The organism is Pseudoalteromonas sp. JC3 (assembly GCF_030291895.1).
In the GTDB taxonomy this organism is placed as follows: Bacteria; Pseudomonadota; Gammaproteobacteria; order Enterobacterales; family Alteromonadaceae; genus Pseudoalteromonas.
Genome location: NZ_CP127856.1, coordinates 807,556 through 822,478 on the forward strand (window position 1 = coordinate 807,556; position 14,923 = coordinate 822,478).

20 protein-coding genes are annotated in these 14,923 nt (G+C 42.3%); 13 read left to right on the forward strand and 7 right to left on the reverse strand.

Annotated elements, in window-relative coordinates:
• Positions 1-46: 46 nt before the first annotated feature.
• The 4 genes from QSH61_RS22130 to QSH61_RS22145 all read right to left on the reverse strand — a co-directional run bounded on the left by QSH61_RS22130 (position 47) and on the right by QSH61_RS22145 (position 5,111).
• A complete protein-coding gene (locus QSH61_RS22130) occupies positions 47-454 on the reverse strand; it encodes a hypothetical protein (RefSeq protein ID WP_157782766.1) in 408 nt (135 codons plus the stop codon).
• A gap of 12 nt (positions 455-466) precedes the next feature.
• Positions 467-883, reverse strand: coding sequence for a hypothetical protein (locus tag QSH61_RS22135; RefSeq protein ID WP_010603900.1), 417 nt, complete (start codon positions 881-883; stop codon positions 467-469).
• Positions 884-1,763: 880 nt separating this feature from the next.
• Positions 1,764-2,204 (reverse strand): GNAT family N-acetyltransferase, encoded by a 441-nt coding sequence (locus QSH61_RS22140; RefSeq protein ID WP_206471839.1) that lies wholly within the window; start codon positions 2,202-2,204, stop codon positions 1,764-1,766.
• Between the two features lie 162 nt (positions 2,205-2,366).
• Positions 2,367-5,111, reverse strand: coding sequence for a methyl-accepting chemotaxis protein (locus QSH61_RS22145; protein WP_206471760.1), 2,745 nt, complete (start codon positions 5,109-5,111; stop codon positions 2,367-2,369).
• A 197-nt stretch (positions 5,112-5,308) separates the two neighbouring features.
• Here QSH61_RS22145 and QSH61_RS22150 point away from each other — a divergent pair, with 197 nt between their 5' ends.
• Positions 5,309-6,034 carry a YebC/PmpR family DNA-binding transcriptional regulator gene (locus tag QSH61_RS22150; RefSeq protein ID WP_010375669.1) on the forward strand — a complete coding sequence of 242 codons (726 nt, stop codon included), beginning with the start codon at positions 5,309-5,311 and terminating at the stop codon, positions 6,032-6,034.
• 70 nt (positions 6,035-6,104) lie between these two features.
• Here QSH61_RS22150 and QSH61_RS22155 read toward each other — a convergent pair whose 3' ends face one another.
• Complete coding sequence (locus tag QSH61_RS22155; RefSeq protein ID WP_206471761.1) at positions 6,105-6,917, reverse strand: hypothetical protein; 813 nt, start codon at positions 6,915-6,917, stop codon at positions 6,105-6,107.
• A 177-nt stretch (positions 6,918-7,094) separates the two neighbouring features.
• Here QSH61_RS22155 and QSH61_RS22160 point away from each other — a divergent pair, with 177 nt between their 5' ends.
• The 10 genes from QSH61_RS22160 (at position 7,095) to QSH61_RS22205 (ending at position 11,395) form a co-directional block, all read left to right on the forward strand.
• Positions 7,095-8,021: a hypothetical protein gene (locus tag QSH61_RS22160; RefSeq protein WP_102058280.1), complete on the forward strand. Its 927-nt coding sequence runs from the start codon at positions 7,095-7,097 to the stop codon at positions 8,019-8,021.
• Positions 8,022-8,152: 131 nt separating this feature from the next.
• Complete coding sequence (locus tag QSH61_RS22165; protein ID WP_206471762.1) at positions 8,153-8,614, forward strand: GNAT family N-acetyltransferase; 462 nt, start codon at positions 8,153-8,155, stop codon at positions 8,612-8,614.
• Positions 8,604-8,975, forward strand: a complete 372-nt coding sequence (locus tag QSH61_RS22170) for an SH3 domain-containing protein (RefSeq protein ID WP_206471763.1) — start codon at positions 8,604-8,606, stop codon at positions 8,973-8,975. The genes QSH61_RS22165 and QSH61_RS22170 overlap by 11 nt, the downstream gene beginning before the upstream one ends.
• A 573-nt stretch (positions 8,976-9,548) precedes the next feature.
• Positions 9,549-9,770 (forward strand): EF-hand domain-containing protein, encoded by a 222-nt coding sequence (locus QSH61_RS22175; RefSeq protein ID WP_010375679.1) that lies wholly within the window; start codon positions 9,549-9,551, stop codon positions 9,768-9,770.
• 59 nt (positions 9,771-9,829) lie between these two features.
• Positions 9,830-10,051 (forward strand): EF-hand domain-containing protein, encoded by a 222-nt coding sequence (locus QSH61_RS22180; RefSeq protein WP_010603892.1) that lies wholly within the window; start codon positions 9,830-9,832, stop codon positions 10,049-10,051.
• Positions 10,052-10,124: 73 nt separating this feature from the next.
• Positions 10,125-10,346: an EF-hand domain-containing protein gene (locus tag QSH61_RS22185; protein ID WP_010603891.1), complete on the forward strand. Its 222-nt coding sequence runs from the start codon at positions 10,125-10,127 to the stop codon at positions 10,344-10,346.
• Positions 10,347-10,414: 68 nt separating this feature from the next.
• Positions 10,415-10,636, forward strand: a complete 222-nt coding sequence (locus QSH61_RS22190) for an EF-hand domain-containing protein (RefSeq protein WP_017218753.1) — start codon at positions 10,415-10,417, stop codon at positions 10,634-10,636.
• Between the two features lie 50 nt (positions 10,637-10,686).
• On the forward strand, positions 10,687-10,908 hold the full coding sequence (locus QSH61_RS22195; protein ID WP_206471764.1) for a PLC family EF-hand domain-containing protein: 222 nt from the start codon (positions 10,687-10,689) through the stop codon (positions 10,906-10,908).
• 49 nt (positions 10,909-10,957) lie between these two features.
• Positions 10,958-11,179 (forward strand): crotonobetainyl-CoA--carnitine CoA-transferase, encoded by a 222-nt coding sequence (locus tag QSH61_RS22200; protein ID WP_010375684.1) that lies wholly within the window; start codon positions 10,958-10,960, stop codon positions 11,177-11,179.
• Between the two features lie 9 nt (positions 11,180-11,188).
• On the forward strand, positions 11,189-11,395 hold the full coding sequence (locus QSH61_RS22205) for an EF-hand domain-containing protein (RefSeq protein ID WP_010375685.1): 207 nt from the start codon (positions 11,189-11,191) through the stop codon (positions 11,393-11,395).
• A gap of 113 nt (positions 11,396-11,508) precedes the next feature.
• On the opposite strand, the gene QSH61_RS22210 is transcribed toward QSH61_RS22205, so the two are convergent.
• Together QSH61_RS22210 and QSH61_RS22215 are read right to left on the reverse strand one after the other, a co-directional pair.
• Positions 11,509-12,018 (reverse strand): hypothetical protein, encoded by a 510-nt coding sequence (locus QSH61_RS22210; protein WP_206471765.1) that lies wholly within the window; start codon positions 12,016-12,018, stop codon positions 11,509-11,511.
• A gap of 87 nt (positions 12,019-12,105) precedes the next feature.
• Entirely contained in the window at positions 12,106-12,549 is a 444-nt protein-coding gene (locus tag QSH61_RS22215; protein WP_206471766.1) for a GNAT family N-acetyltransferase, read from the reverse strand.
• A 166-nt stretch (positions 12,550-12,715) separates the two neighbouring features.
• Here QSH61_RS22215 and QSH61_RS22220 point away from each other — a divergent pair, with 166 nt between their 5' ends.
• Positions 12,716-13,747 carry an NAD(P)H-dependent flavin oxidoreductase gene (locus QSH61_RS22220; RefSeq protein ID WP_206471767.1) on the forward strand — a complete coding sequence of 344 codons (1,032 nt, stop codon included), beginning with the start codon at positions 12,716-12,718 and terminating at the stop codon, positions 13,745-13,747.
• A 157-nt stretch (positions 13,748-13,904) separates the two neighbouring features.
• Entirely contained in the window at positions 13,905-14,867 is a 963-nt protein-coding gene (locus tag QSH61_RS22225) for an LNS2 domain-containing protein (protein ID WP_206471768.1), read from the forward strand.
• The last annotated feature ends 56 nt before the right edge of the window (positions 14,868-14,923 follow it).

Below are 14,923 nucleotides of genomic sequence, written 5' to 3' on the forward strand. Positions count from 1 at the left end.
AATGAAGCTTTATATGAATGCAAAGCTTCATTTTTATCCATTGACACTATCTAGAACGATTTCCAGTTCCATACAAAGCTTGTGCGCATTCGTTAGTGTCTTTCCAAGTTCCATCTTTGTATAAAACTCGGGTTACGCAAGCTCTAGCATCTCTGAAACTACTCGAGTCTCTACCGTTATCTTTAAACTGACAGTATTGTGTTGTACCACAATCCCAAACGCCTGTAGCGGACGCACTGTAGTTCCATCTAACCTGCTCAATCGGTTTTGTCGATTGAAAACGGAAGCTTACAGTAGGCTTTGGTGACATAACATCATGAGTTACACACATATCTTGCCACTCTTGTGGTGTACTCGTAGGGCTAATTACACATTGTACACTTTCTGAGCTTGAGGCGTGGCCTGAAAAGACAGAAGTCGTGAGAAATACCAAGGCTGATATTGAAAATTTCATACGCATAACCCCTTAGAATGGATTGCTTGACTGCTTTGAGTAATGCCCATTAGCGCAATGGTTTGTATTTTCCCACGTCCCATCTTTATAAAGTACTTTTGTTACACAGGCCGAAGCATTGTAGAACAAATCGTTATTTTGTCTGCCATTATCGCGGAAGCTACAGTATGTACTGCTACCACAGTTCCAGCTCCCTGTAGCGGATGCACTATATGACCAAACCACATCTGCAACATCTTTGTCTGCAATGAATCTAAATGCAACGGAGGGACGGTCTGTGTTAGCCATCGCTGAACAGAAGTCGGGTTCAAAAAACTGTTGTGTACTAGTTCCACCGATCAGGCACTCAACGTGTGCTGCTTCAGCTTGCTGTGAGTAGGTAGTTGTAGCGAGTAAAAGTAGTGTGCTTGAAATTATCGTTTTTTTCATTTTTATATTCCTTATAATTCAAATTATTATTGGTTTGTGATGAGCTCTAGAACCTAGAACCTAAGTTATAAATCGCAGTTGCGCATTCGTTCATACTTTTCCATGTGCCATCTTTGTAAAGTACTCTGGTGACACACGCTGTTGCATCTCTCAAAGGTGAGCTGTCGAGCCCATCATCATAAAAAACACACTCAGTGCTTGGACCACACTCCCATCTACCAGATAATGGTGTGCTGAAACGCCACGTCACATGCTCTACAGGTTTGGATGGTTCAAATTGAAAGCTTACGTAGGGTCTCGAGGATGTTACTCTTTGGCTCCCACAAAAATCGGGTTTCATTTCCTGAGGGGTACTCGTAGGGCTTACAGCGCACAGCACTTGATCTGCTAGTGCATTAGTCGAACAAATTGCTAATCCGAATAGAGCGGAAGTAAGTAATAACTGTTTTATCATTTTTTCTCTCCTTGTTTTTGTTTTGTTACATTTATTTTATTTTGTGTGCGATTGTCAATTTAACTTTAATTACATAAATTTGATTGGGTTGGTTTTTGTACTGAAAAGCGGGGCTTTAGATTGAAAAATAGCCAGTTTAAAGATGGAGATAAATTTTATTGTGCTTCTTATTTAAATAGTAAATGATTGTAAATGGTCAAAGTTTTTTAACGATCAAGAGACGGCCTTAATGAAAGTGATTAGCTCGGGTTACTAATACTTGCCAAGCAAACAGCTTTAGTGCGTTTACTTTCAACTGCTCGTTTACTGTATGTAATGTGATTGTATCGATTTCTCTGATTTAAATATCAGTATGCTAGGCGTTTTCTAAGTGCTCTGGCTAGACAAAGATAAATTATGGGCCCGTTGCGTAGGCCCATATTTGAATTAAGCTGACGTTAGAAGTCGCATTCGTAGGATTGGGTAAGGCTTTCCCATATCGTCAGTTGGTGAGCGCTCATACACTTCAAAACCTTTAGCTTCATAAAAGCCGACGGCTTCGGGGTTTTGCTCATTGACATCAACAAACTGCACATTTTGTGTTTCAAGCGCAAAGTGAAGCAGCTCAGTTCCGACACCTTGTCCTCTGCATTTCGCCAGTACAAACAACATCTCGATCTTTCGGTCATGTATACCGATAAAACCGACGATATTCGCATCGCTATTTTTTACACAGTGCAGCGTAACGTTTGGAAACGCCTGTTCAATAATAATAGGTTTAAAATAAGCGATATCCGCCTCAGTGATAAAATCATGAGTGGCTCGCACAGAGTCTTCCCAAACAGCCAGTAGTTCTTGGTGATCGCTTGGTGTAACTGGACTTATCATCATTTTTCCTTTTGTTTAATAAAACAGTCCAAATGGGTAAAGCGATAAACAAAAGGAAGATTGGCCAGCGGGACGAGCATAACATACCCGATGCATGAAGGGTACAACGGGTATATTCAGATAAATTACTTGTATGTGGTTGTGTAGATAGTGCGCCCTTAACTATTCATCTAGTTGAAAAAATGCAACCTGATCGGTAAGTAGTTTGGCTTGATTTTCCATATTTCTACCTGAACGAGATGTTGTTTCAACCAGAGTAACGTTCTGCTGAGTAATATTATCCATTTGCGCGATGGTGGTGGAAACCGCAGCTATCCCTTCAGCTTGCTCTTTCCCAGCGTTATCTATGTCAGCCACCATTTTGCTCACCTCGGCAATTGATTGCATTAGCTCATCGAAAGTCGTGCCAGACTCGTATACAAGTTTGCTGCCTTGCGCCACAGCATCAACGCTATTTTTGATCAATGCTTTGATTTCACGTGCCGCTGATGCACTACGTTGAGCAAGGTTTCTTACCTCTCCGGCAACCACGGCAAATCCGCGTCCAGCCTCACCAGCCCGGGCTGCTTCAACGGAAGCATTGAGTGCTAAGAGGTTGGTTTGGAAAGCGATTTCGTCAATGACACTGATAATGTCAGAGATTTTCGTGCTGTAAGATTCGATTTTACCTACTGCGGTAATGGCATCATCAATCGATGCTTTACCTGAGTGTGCTTTTTCTCTAACAATAGTCGCTTTCTCTGCGGCATTGCTTGCGCTACTCGCATTCTTTTTAACCGTAGCGGTAAGCTCTTCCATAGTAGCGGCGGTTTCTTCTAAGCTCGCCGCTTGATTTTCAATGCGGCTATTGAGTTCTTCGTTGTTATTCGCGATTTGTTTAGCTACATCAAACACTTGCTCTGCACCGTTGTTTATGGTGTTAACTAAATCACTTAATTTGTCGAATAATCCGTTCATCGCTTGTTGCAGCACCGAGAACTCGCCACCTAAGCGGTGGGTGATCCTATGTCTTAAATCACCTTGTTCCATTGCCAAGATAGCATCTTTAATATGTTCAACCGCTTGTTTTTGTTCTGTGATATCCGTTGCATATTTAACGACTTTAAAGGGGCGGCCTTGTTGATCGAGGATAGGGTTATAAGACGCTTGGATCCATACCTCTCGACCTTGTTTTGCCAACCTTAAGTATTGTCCTGAGTCGAACTCACCTCGGTTGAGCTTTTGCCAAAATTGCTGGTATTCAGAGCTAGTGGCTTGTTCGTGTGTAGCAAAAATACGGTGATGTTTACCTTTGATTTCGTCAAGTGAGTACCCCATCGTATCTAGGAATGACTCATTGGCCCATAAAATAGTACCATCCATTGCAAACTCAATGACGGCTTGTGACTTACGAATGGCTTGAAGCTGACCATCAAAATCAGCAGCAGTGGCCTTTTGCTCGGTAATGTCCGTTGCGAACTTAACGACTTTTATCGGCTTGCCTTGCTCGTCTAAAATTGGGTTGTAGGTGGCACTAATCCAGATTGCTTTGCCACCTTTGCCGAAACGGTGAAACTCTCCGGCTTCAAATTGGCCCTGTTTTAAACGCTGCCAGAATGCTTTGTATTCACTGCTTTGCGCGTAAAAGCTGTCGACGAACATGCTGTGATGCTTGCCAATGATTTCTTCTTTCTTGTAGCCCATAACAGACAGGAAATTTTCATTTGCTTTTAAAATATTACCTTGCAAATCAAACTCGATAACAGCTTGCGAGCGATTGATGGCTTTGAGTTGTCCGGCAAAGTCGAAAGACGCCAGTTTTGCTTGAGTAATATCGGAGGCATATTTGACGATTTTGTCCAACTGGCCATTTTCGTCATAGATGGGGGTATACGTTGCTTGGATCCACAGAATGTTTCCTGATTTGGTTAGACGTTTAAACTCACCTGATTGATGTTTACCTTGTCGTAAAGCGTGCCAAAAGTCTTGATATTCGCTGCTCTCAGCTTCTTCTTGTGCCACAAAGAGTCGATGGTGTTGACCTTGTATTTCACTTAATGTGTAACCAACCGCATTTAAAAATAGCCTGTTTGCAGTCTTTATGTTGCCGTAAGAGTCAAACTCAATAACGGCTTGAGTTTGTTTGATGGCATCAACTTGCCCTTGAAAGTCAGCGGCTTTTGATTTTTGTGCGGTGATATCTGAGGCATATTTTACGACTTTGATAGGTCTATTGTGTTCATCAAAAATTGGATTATAAGTGGCTTGGATCCATATCGTTTTACCTGATTTTGTTTGCCTTGCGAATTCACCTTCAAAAAATTCGCCATTATTTAAGCGTTGCCAAAATGCTTGATATTCCTCACTGGCTGCGTAGTCATCCTTAACAAACAGACTGTGATGCTTGTCTTGTATTTCTTCTAAGCTGTATCCCATAACGGACAAAAAGTTGTCATTCGCGCTCAGCACTTTACCGTGCATGTCGAACTCAATAATCGCAAAGGACGCTGATAAAGCTTGTAAATTTGCACTCATGTTGGCAATGTTGGTGAGGTAATGACCGATGTCAGTCGCAATAACTAAAATTCTGCCTTCTTGAGTACGTGATAGCTCCAGTAACAACTTCTTCGGTTTGTTGTCATTCGCTGTATTGAAAGAGAGCTCAACCTTTGCATGTGCTTGGTGCTCAAGTTTAGCGAGTCCACGCTTAAGTACGGCGGCATCTTCTGAGGTGTGACATATAAAAGCGAGTGACTTCAGCTCGTGGGTAACTGGGTATTCGAGTAAACGGTTAAAGGCTGGACTAACCTGAAAAATATCTGTTTGATAATCCACTTCTAAGTAAGGGGTTGTTGCCTTAAAGTGTTGAAATAGCGCTGTATCTTGTCCATCTTGCTTTTTTGCTTTTCCCAAGCCAAACGTAATCATATATAAGCCACCCGTAGCGGTAAATTTTAACAATATTAACTATAGTAAAGTTGCTTAGGTCCGCCACAAAATAGCCGCAAAACAAGCATATAATCGTGCGACTTAAAGCAAATTACCATCACGGATAATAAGGGTATAGCCGTAACTCAAATGTCTTGGTAAAATCTTCGCCAATTTTTATAAAAACGAGCATTAAGATGGGCAGAGCATTTGAAGTCCGCAAAAACGCCATGGCAAAAACGGCGGCGGCAAAAACAAAAGTAAACTCAAAATACGGAAAAGAGATTTACGTTGTTGCTAAAAATGGCGGCGCAGATCCTGAAACGAACTTGTCACTACGTCGTTTAATCGACAAGGCAAAGAAAGATCAAGTTCCTGCACACGTTATTGATAAAGCAATCGAAAAAGCGGCAGGCGGTGCAGGTGAAGATTACACGCCAGCGCGTTACGAGGGTTACGGTCCAGGCAACAGCATGATCATCGTTGACTGTTTAACAGACAACATGAACCGTACTATCAAAGATGTTCGCTTACCGTTTACCAAAACTGGTTCAAACTTAGGTAACCCAGGTTGTGTGGCGCATATGTTTGACCACTTTGCAATCTTAGGATTTGCAGGTGATGACGACGAGTCAGTTTTGGAAGCGCTAATGATGGCTGATGTTGATGTTACTGACGTAGAAGTTGAAGACGGCCAAGTTTCTGTTTTCGCACCTCACACTGAATACTTCAAGGCGAAAACTGCACTGACAGAAGCGTTTGAGGGGATCACGTTTGAGGTAGACGAAATCACTTGGGTGCCGCAAACTCACGTAGAAATTGAAGATCCAGAAGCAATCGAGACATTCGAAAAGCTAATCAATATGCTTGAAGATGTGGATGACGTACAAAACGTTTACCACAATGCGATTGTCAAAAGATAAGCCGCTTATCGATATAGCGCGGCATATTGCGCAAATAGTTAAGGCCGACATCGTTCGGCCTTTTTATTGCCTATGCTTTACACCTCGCGACATTAGTTTTTATCATGGCAACAGGAAACAATAATAGTAGCGTTTGCGAACCAATATAGATGACCCAATTAACGTGCCTTGCAATAGGAAAGTAGCCATCCCCTTGGTTTGCGAACAGCCAAAATTGACCGATAACAGCATCCGCTAGCATTGCTAGGATAAAGCCGCTTGCAACTGCGTAGTTGGCTTTTTCGTTGAATTTAACGTTTTGAATAATAAGCCAAAAACCAAATACACCGAGCAAGGTCACTAATAAGCTATAACTTGCGCTCAACAGCAGGGAGTATTGGCTTATCGTGGGTAGGTACATCATTTGATAGCTAAGCGACGATAACGTAATAGACACCACAACCAATACGGTCGCGGTTGCTAATGTTAATGCAAATTCCCGCCTTAAAAACCGAATAAGCAGTCCAAGTAAAAGCCCATAGCCAAGGGCAAAAAACCAAATGGAGTCGATCAAGTAGTCATGCCTTATGGTTTGATCTTGACGATGATAAAGCTCAAAGAAATTGAAGTTGACGATATCTCCGCAAGTACATAAGAGCAGGGCTATCCAACAGAGTTTTATGTCTTTGTGCAAACTGCTGGGGCTAGTAGCCAAGCTTGTTTTACGAACATGCCACCCTAATCGCAGCACAAGAAGTAGTACGGCTGATGGTAAAATCCATTGAAATAAGGCTTGGTGACTTTGCCAAAGTGGGCTGCTGCCAAGCAATGACGTAACCGTTGCAATGCCAAGTAAAAGCAATGTGATAGGTTTATAGTGGACGGTTTGCAGTATATTATTCACAGTCATTCCTTGTTGGCAATTATGACAAGCTGTTTAGAGGCTCGTTTTTCACCTTATGCAAAGTGTAATAATTATCTGCGTAATTGCCTCTTGCTGTATCAATTTACAGTACAATCATTTACAGTATTTGTCTTGCAGATCTATTACATTGCTACTTTTTATAAGGGTAACTCGTTCATGTCTAATCTTAAACTCAATATAGCGCTTTCATGCTCAGTTCTTGCATTGGCTTTTTCTGGGTTTAATGTCATTCAAACCAAATTAGCAACCTCTCCTGTGGCAACGCACGTGTATCAGAGTCCTACTCAACAGCCTCACTATAATGCAACTCAGTATACGCAGGGCACTCAGATTTCAACTGACGAGTCTGAACAAATTGCTCAGTTAATGGCTCGGATCAATAAACTTGAAACGAGGTTACAGGCGTTGTCGATGGAAAAATCAGATTTACTCTCTGAGCAGGCGCCGGATGAGTTTGAGTCTTTAATCTTCTCTTTGATAGAAAAGCGTGAACAGCAGAAAATCGACGAGATGAAAGCAGAAAACCCCATTTATGGCTTTTATGAAGACTTACCCGAAGACTACGAAATGCGGATAAAAACTGATCCTGAGTACGCAAGTCAAATCAGCAACGACTTAAAACAGAAAATTCTAAATAACAGTTTGCCGGCGGCAGAACGTTTAGCGGCAATGAGTCAGCTGCAAATGAACATGTTTATGCTAAATCGCAATGAATTAGAGCAATATGATTATCAAGCAGTAGAATCTATCCTCAATATGACGCATAACATGAGTGATGAAAAGTTGAGGCTACAGGCGCTTGAGCTTGTGTCGCGTACACCTATCGTTGATGAGCGTTTGTCACAATCGTTTGTGAAAATGTTAGAGCAAGAGCCTAATGATTACGTGAAAAGTCTCGCTGCAGAAGGGTTGATGTCACAGTACTTCCAGTCCGGCGCCGATCCAAAGCAGCAGCAAAGGATCGCACAAGATTTGCTGTCTCTCTACGAAAATGCATCGGATCCTAAGGTTAAAGCCATCCTCAAGAACTTGATGGGCGATGAGCGTATGCTAGAGGAGCTAAAGCGCCAGTCTAACGGCTGACGTACATTAAGGCTAACTGAGTGAGAAGCTGAGCTTTACCAAACTTTAGTACTTTTAGTAATAGTTGCACTTGGGTGTTCAGCTTAATCCTCGACTCTAGTTAATTAATACCGAAAATCAAGGAATGATAAATGCAAATCGTTGCACTTGATGCGAGTTTTCCATCGCTTGATACATTAATAGCAGAAATCGATGCGCTGATGAATTCGCTATACCCTGCTGAAAGCAACCAGCTATCGGCATTGCAAGAGTTATGCTCACCTACTGCGCATTTTATTGGCATTGTCCAGCATGACGAGATCATTGCTTGCGGCGCAATCGTCGAAAAGCATCATGATTGTCTCTATGGTGAGTTGAAAAGACTGTATGTAAAGCCAAATCATCGCGGTCTTGGTTTATCAAAAGCAATCTTGTCCGAGTTAATCGCTTTTGCAGATAATCGTCAATATCCACTGATACGGTTAGAAACCGGAGTTAAGCAACCAGAAGCCCTCAGGTTATATGCGCAGTTTGGTTTTATCGAAAGAAAAGAATTCGGTGATCACAAATCGGATCCGCTGTCTGTCTATATGGAGTTAAAACTTGGAAAATAAGCAGTTAGATATAGAATACGAAGTAATCAAGGAACATATCAATGAATTTTCGACCCCCATCACGTTTAAACAAGGTGCGAGATTGATCGTTGGTGAAGAATATGAAGGCGAAGAGGGGTGGGACAATTGGTTTTTCTGTGAAACTGAGGAGCAAGTGTCTGGTTGGGTACCTGCTCAAGTGTTTCGCTTAGTCAACCCCAAACAAGGTGTTGCATTAATGGACTATACCGCTCAGGAACTATCGGTAGTTCAAGGTGAACACTTGTTGGGTCATAACCAACTCAATGGTTGGGTGTGGTGCTCAAGTAAAAAGTCAGAGCTGCAAGGTTGGGTACCGCTTCGTAATCTAACACCAATCTAGCGGATGTTGCTTTTTAGCAACACCTCTCTTTTTCCTCTGCTACTTTTTTAAAATACTTCTGTTTTTCGTCAGTTTCCTGCTCACTCCGTCACTTTTATAGCAATTGCTTTGGGATGAAAACCTATTTTAATGTGTTGATTTTTAATTCTTTTTATTTGTTTTCTGATTTTTTAGGAAAGATAAGGAAAAATTTTCGATATTTTTATAAAAATTTTTTCTGGCGGTTCTGCTCAATACCGAATGTGAATGATTGTCGCATGAAACTTAACCGCTTTGGGCTGCACTTAGATCCTAATTTTTTAAGGTGTTGCTTTTATGCGACAGTTTAACTTATTGAAAATAAATAAGTTTTAATTTTATCTCGACATCTCCTGTTGCTAAATGGCAACAATCTCACTGAATCCATCCTTAATGAAAATTCATCTTTGTTTTTAACTTGTTGATTTTTATATTCTTTTAAACTTTGGCATCAAAGTTGGAATAGTTATCTCGAAAGCAAAAAACATTCGCTTCAACACAAACCAACGTAGAGAAGCAGAAACGACAAGTTTAGAAATATGAGAGGAACTGATTATGAAAACTTTAGCAATCGCACTATCAGCAGCTGTACTTTCTTTCGCATCAGTAGGTGCTCACGCAAACTCTGAGTTTGATAAATACGATGTTGATGGAGATGGTTACATCTCACTAGGCGAATCAAAAGCAAATCCAAATTTGATGGCGCAGTTTAAAGACCTTGACGCCGACCAAGACGGCCAATTAAGCCAGTCTGAGTTTGATAACTTTGAAGGCTAGTCACAAGCCGACGACATAATAGCAGAGTTTAAAATATACCCCAATTTAAGGAAAAGATTATGAAAAACGTATTAGCAGCACTATCAATCGCAGGTTTATCAATGGTTTCAGCATCAGCACTAGCTGGTGGCGATTTTGAAAAATTGGATACTGATGGCAACGGTTCAATCAGTGTAGCAGAAGCAAGTGTGAGCGCTTCATTAACTGAGCAGTTTGCAGATCTAGACACTAACGCAGATGGTGAGCTAAGTAAGTCTGAATACGCAAATTACGAAGGCTAATTTAGCACTGAGTTTAACAATGGGTTAGGCCACGTGCCTGACTCAAAAAATAACACAATTGAAGGATTAGATTATGAAAAACGTACTAGCAGCACTATCTATCGCAGGTCTATCAATGGTTTCAGCATCAGCACTCGCTGGTGGCGATTTTGAAAAACTAGATACTGATGGCAACGGTTCAATCAGTGTAACTGAAGCAAGCGTAAGCACTTCGTTAACTGAGCAGTTTGCAGACTTAGACACTAATGCCGATGGCGAGCTAAGCAAATCTGAGTACGCGAACTACGAAGGTTAATCGCTAGGTGGGCGTAGCGCCCACTGCCTTTAACACCATTACGAAAACGACAGAAGGATTGGACTATCATGAAAAACGTATTAGCAGCACTTTCAATTGCAGGTTTAACATTCGCTTCAGCTTCTGCATTAGCTGGTGAAGATTTCACTAAATATGATACTGACGGTAACGGCACTATCAGCATGACTGAGGCAAAAGTAAATCAGTCCCTTGCAGAGCAATTTACGCAACTAGACAGTAATGCCGACGGTGAGTTAAGCGAGTCTGAATTCGCAAATTACCAAGGCTAATCAAGCCGTCCAAAAGCAAATCATATTTAGGAAATTTTAGGAGCAGAACGATGAAAAATGTACTTATCGCAATATCAATCACAGGTCTAACATTGGCTTCAGCAAATACTATTGCTGGTGAAGATTTCGCAAGCTATGACACAGATGGCAACGGTGCTATTAGCATGAGCGAAGCAAAAGTAAATACAGCGCTTATCGAACAGTTTAAAGACTTAGATGTAAACGCTGACGGAGAACTAAACGAAACTGAGTTCTCTAACTTTAAAGGTTAATTTGCGACTAGAGCCGCAATGAGAGACGGGCATAGTGAGGAGAATGGCTATGAAACTTAGAACGGTATGTGCAACGACCATAGGTGTATTGGTGAGCACGATGGCACTGGCAGCAACCTTGTCATTTCAAGATGTAGACAAGGATAAAGACGGGCAGATCAGCCAGCAAGAAGCATCAGTATCATCAACACTACTTGGTCAGTTCGAGAAGCTAGATGCAGACAAAAATGGTCAGCTAAGTGCTTCTGAATTCTCTAACTTTAAAGGCTAGGAGGTCACAATGAAAAAGTTAGCAACAGCAATTACAGCCGCCACAGTACTTTTTGCCGGCTCAGCAATGGCAGCAGAATTTAACGATTTTGACTTAGACAAAGATGGTTTTATTTCTAAAAGTGAAGCGTCACTGTCAGAATCTCTTGCTTCAATCTTTGATAAGCTCGACAGCGACGGAGATGGCAAACTGTCTGAGAAAGAATTTAATCAGTAAGCAAGTGGCAATCCAAAGCGCCACGCCTCCCCAAGCTCGACTTTGTGGTCGGGCTTTTTTATTTCGAGCTACTAGACAGCTTAAGGTGTAGATAGGGAATGGATTAACTTAATTCATTCATTGATCCAACGAAGCTCGCGGATCCATTGCTGCATTTTAGGAAAACCTTGCTTTGGGCAAGTCATATCCCACGCACTGAGTAATGGGTAGCCGAATCCGTTTCCTTCCCTAAAAGCAATTACGAAGCTAGCGCTAGCGCCTTTATAGCCATCCTTATGTAATACGACCTCTAGAGGCAATCCAATATATTGGATGGCAGCAACCGACCAAGCAATGGCGGCCATTTCTTCGCCTTGCATGGCTTGTTTCTCTCGGCCATTTTTTAGGCCATTTTTATACACATCTTCATGAAGTTGGCCGCGGAATATTGGCTCGCATACGGCGATATGGCCAGCTTCGTGCAATATATCACCTGGATATCGCAATTTCTCATTATCAATATAGAGCGTGCCCATTACCGTTTTTAGACCCGGTAAAAACGTATTTTCCTCGACTTCATGAAATCGAAAAGGTAGCTGGATTTCGGTGAGAAAATCACAAATGCGTTTAGTATGCTCGTGCATGGTAATTCCTTTAATTGGCCAACTTACATTTTTAAGTGAGTTTAACCTAATGTTTCATTTGCGCAAATTACCATTAATTACAACTTATTATAGAGGTAGCTTGATCACCGCTAGCATTTCACCATCTTCTTCATTGATTCCAATTTCTTCAAAGCCAAAGCTCGCGTAAAACGATTTTGCAACGGGGTTGCTCGGTACATAACAGATTTCTATGGTGGTAAGGTTTGGTGTCTGCTTGATTTCTTCGAGTGCGAGGGTGAGCGCTTTACGCCCAATCCCTTGTTGCTGAAATTGCTGATCAACCATAAAGCGCCAAATGGAGATGCGCTCTATACTCTCTTGTACCCACATTAGCATCCCAACAGCTTCATCATCTTGATAAATTGCGCGTGTGGTATAGCCATCATTAAATGTTGATTCCACGATGGAAAACATGTTGCAGGCTACCAAATCTTGCTGCTCAGGGCTGACATCTAAATCGCAAATGGCTTCGTAGTTTTGTTTATCAATGGCTCTTAGAGAGATATTCATCACGGCGTCCTTGTATTGTTATAGAAACACTATTTCAAATATGGTTGTTTTGGCAAGAGAAAGTTTGCTTTATTAGCCGCACAATCATTGACCGTTAAGCGCTTCTTCCCCACACTGGAAAGCACCTTCGGCTTTATGTCGTTTTGCCTAAAACAAGGACCTTGTGATGCAGCTTAGCAGATTACTTAATATCTCCATTCCTATGATCCAAGCGCCAATGGCAGGTGTGCAAAATTGGCGCTTAGCGGTCGCAGCGACCAATGCCGGAATACTCGGTTCAATCCCTTGTGGGATGCTGAGTAAAGAGCAGGTCGTTGTAGAAATTGAGCATTTTAAAGCATATGCTTCAGGCCCATATAACCTTAACTTTTTTTGCCATGAGATGCCGGAGCCTGATCCTTATCAGCAAGACAAGTGGAAGAAAAAGCTGGCTTCATATTACGATGAGCTTGAGTTAACACCTACTGATGAAATGGGGATCTTAAGACGCCCATTTGATAGGGAAATGGCTGAGGCCATTGCGCCTTATAAACCTCCCGTGATCAGTTTTCATTTTGGGCTTCCTGATACTGAATTGGTCGAGCTCGTAAAATCGTGGGGGACGACTATTTTGTCTTCCGCAACGACCTTGGAAGAGGGAATATGGTTAGCTGAAAATGGTGCAGACATTGTGATAGCGCAAGGGATTGAAGCGGGTGGGCACAGGGCAACCTTCACCGAGACAAAACTTGAGTCTCAACTGCATACTCGACAATTGGTAACTATCCTTAGTGATGCGCTATCTGTGCCTGTAGTGGCTGCCGGGGGGATTGCTTCTCATCATGATGTTACTATGATGCACGAATTGGGTGCCTGTGGAACACAAATCGGCACTTGCTTCTTACTGTGTGATGAAGCAAGCACCTCTTTGGTACATCGTGATGCACTTAAATCACTGGCTGAGCCGTCTGCCGTGACCAATGTGTTTTCTGGTCGCCCTGCCCGTGGGATTGAAAATCGGCTAATGATAGATCTTAACTTCATTAACGAAGACGTACCGACTTTTCCATATGCATCAGCTGCTTTGACGCCATTGCGCGCTGCTGCTGAAAAGCAAGGATGCGGCGATTTTAGCCCCCTTTGGGCAGGCGTTAACCGCCAAGGTTGCATGGAAGTCAGTACACAAGAGATGGTAGAACATCTATGGAATGTTAAATAAAACATTTAAGTTAACAAATTTGACACATTTCGAGTTTATGCTCTAGCGTTTTATGACAAGGCCAACTCTGTTGTGCCTTGCTCTTTGTTACCTACGTAAGTCGATTATTTGCTTGGGTGACGTATTCGTTATGACAATAATAAACACGGAGTCGTGCATGAGACATTCTATTTTAACCGCAGCGTTATTTGCCTCTTTTTCATCACTGGCAACCCCTACTTGCCCAAGTATTACCGCATTAGAAACCCATTATGCTGCACCTAATATGGTCAAGCGTAGCTTTTCTAGCTCGTTTAACAAATACTTATCTTGGTTGCCGAGTTACCATATGGTGCACGATCAAGTAACCGCTGCCGGTGCTACAACTCAGATCACTGCTAAATTTGACTACGGTAGCATCACTCATAAAGACTTGGAATTCGAGTCGGTGGAGTTTTACTACCGTGCTGAGTCGGACACAAATTGGCAGTATCTTGGTGAGCAAACCACCAATGGCGATGGCAAGGCGTTTATCACCTTGCCCGAGTTATCGGCAGGGCAGTATCGTATATACGCAGGCGTACCAGCTGATGGCACCGGTGCACAAGGTTATGTCACGGTTGTTGAGCCAGGTACTCAAGCGGTCCTGTTTGACATCGATGGCACATTAACCGAATCCGATGCCGAGCAAATAGGCGACTATACAGGAATAGATCATGCCGACCCCAAAGATGGCGCCTATGATTTAGTTCGTCACTATCTTGATTTGGGCTATCAGCCCGTATTCTTAACAGCCAGAGTGTATTGGTATGCTAAAGGGACGCGCGGTTGGTTAAATTGGATGGGCTTACCGCAAGGCTTTCTACGCACATCACTCAGTAATGAAACCAGTTTGTTTAAAACAGCAGAATATAAAACTGCGGAGATTAATCGCTTAAAGGCGCAGGGCATTGATGTCGTTCGTGCTTATGGTAATGCCAAAACAGATGCTGAAGCCTTTATCAAAGCGGGGATCCCAGCTTCAGAGGCGTTTACTATTGGCTCTGATGCCGGGTATTACGGTACCACAGCTATTACCGGCAATAGTTACCAAGTGCATTTAGGTGAGCTCACAACTTATCCTCATGCTGACTGCTTGTAGACCTTACCCTCGATTGAATCTAATTTTTAGAAATTCGCGAAAGGAGCCGTATTTTG

Coding starts and splice junctions, on each gene's coding strand:
- QSH61_RS22130 (WP_157782766.1), bottom strand. CDS start 454: ATGAAATTTTCAATATCAGCCTTGGTATTTCTCACGACTTCTGTCTTT.
- QSH61_RS22135 (WP_010603900.1), bottom strand. CDS start 883: ATGAAAAAAACGATAATTTCAAGCACACTACTTTTACTCGCTACAACT.
- QSH61_RS22140 (WP_206471839.1), bottom strand. CDS start 2,204: ATGATAAGTCCAGTTACACCAAGCGATCACCAAGAACTACTGGCTGTT.
- QSH61_RS22145 (WP_206471760.1), bottom strand. CDS start 5,111: ATGATTACGTTTGGCTTGGGAAAAGCAAAAAAGCAAGATGGACAAGAT.
- QSH61_RS22150 (WP_010375669.1), top strand. CDS start 5,309: ATGGGCAGAGCATTTGAAGTCCGCAAAAACGCCATGGCAAAAACGGCG.
- QSH61_RS22160 (WP_102058280.1), top strand. CDS start 7,095: ATGTCTAATCTTAAACTCAATATAGCGCTTTCATGCTCAGTTCTTGCA.
- QSH61_RS22165 (WP_206471762.1), top strand. CDS start 8,153: ATGCAAATCGTTGCACTTGATGCGAGTTTTCCATCGCTTGATACATTA.
- QSH61_RS22175 (WP_010375679.1), top strand. CDS start 9,549: ATGAAAACTTTAGCAATCGCACTATCAGCAGCTGTACTTTCTTTCGCA.
- QSH61_RS22180 (WP_010603892.1), top strand. CDS start 9,830: ATGAAAAACGTATTAGCAGCACTATCAATCGCAGGTTTATCAATGGTT.
- QSH61_RS22185 (WP_010603891.1), top strand. CDS start 10,125: ATGAAAAACGTACTAGCAGCACTATCTATCGCAGGTCTATCAATGGTT.
- QSH61_RS22190 (WP_017218753.1), top strand. CDS start 10,415: ATGAAAAACGTATTAGCAGCACTTTCAATTGCAGGTTTAACATTCGCT.
- QSH61_RS22195 (WP_206471764.1), top strand. CDS start 10,687: ATGAAAAATGTACTTATCGCAATATCAATCACAGGTCTAACATTGGCT.
- QSH61_RS22200 (WP_010375684.1), top strand. CDS start 10,958: ATGAAACTTAGAACGGTATGTGCAACGACCATAGGTGTATTGGTGAGC.
- QSH61_RS22205 (WP_010375685.1), top strand. CDS start 11,189: ATGAAAAAGTTAGCAACAGCAATTACAGCCGCCACAGTACTTTTTGCC.
- QSH61_RS22210 (WP_206471765.1), bottom strand. CDS start 12,018: ATGCACGAGCATACTAAACGCATTTGTGATTTTCTCACCGAAATCCAG.
- QSH61_RS22215 (WP_206471766.1), bottom strand. CDS start 12,549: ATGAATATCTCTCTAAGAGCCATTGATAAACAAAACTACGAAGCCATT.
- QSH61_RS22220 (WP_206471767.1), top strand. CDS start 12,716: ATGCAGCTTAGCAGATTACTTAATATCTCCATTCCTATGATCCAAGCG.
- QSH61_RS22225 (WP_206471768.1), top strand. CDS start 13,905: ATGAGACATTCTATTTTAACCGCAGCGTTATTTGCCTCTTTTTCATCA.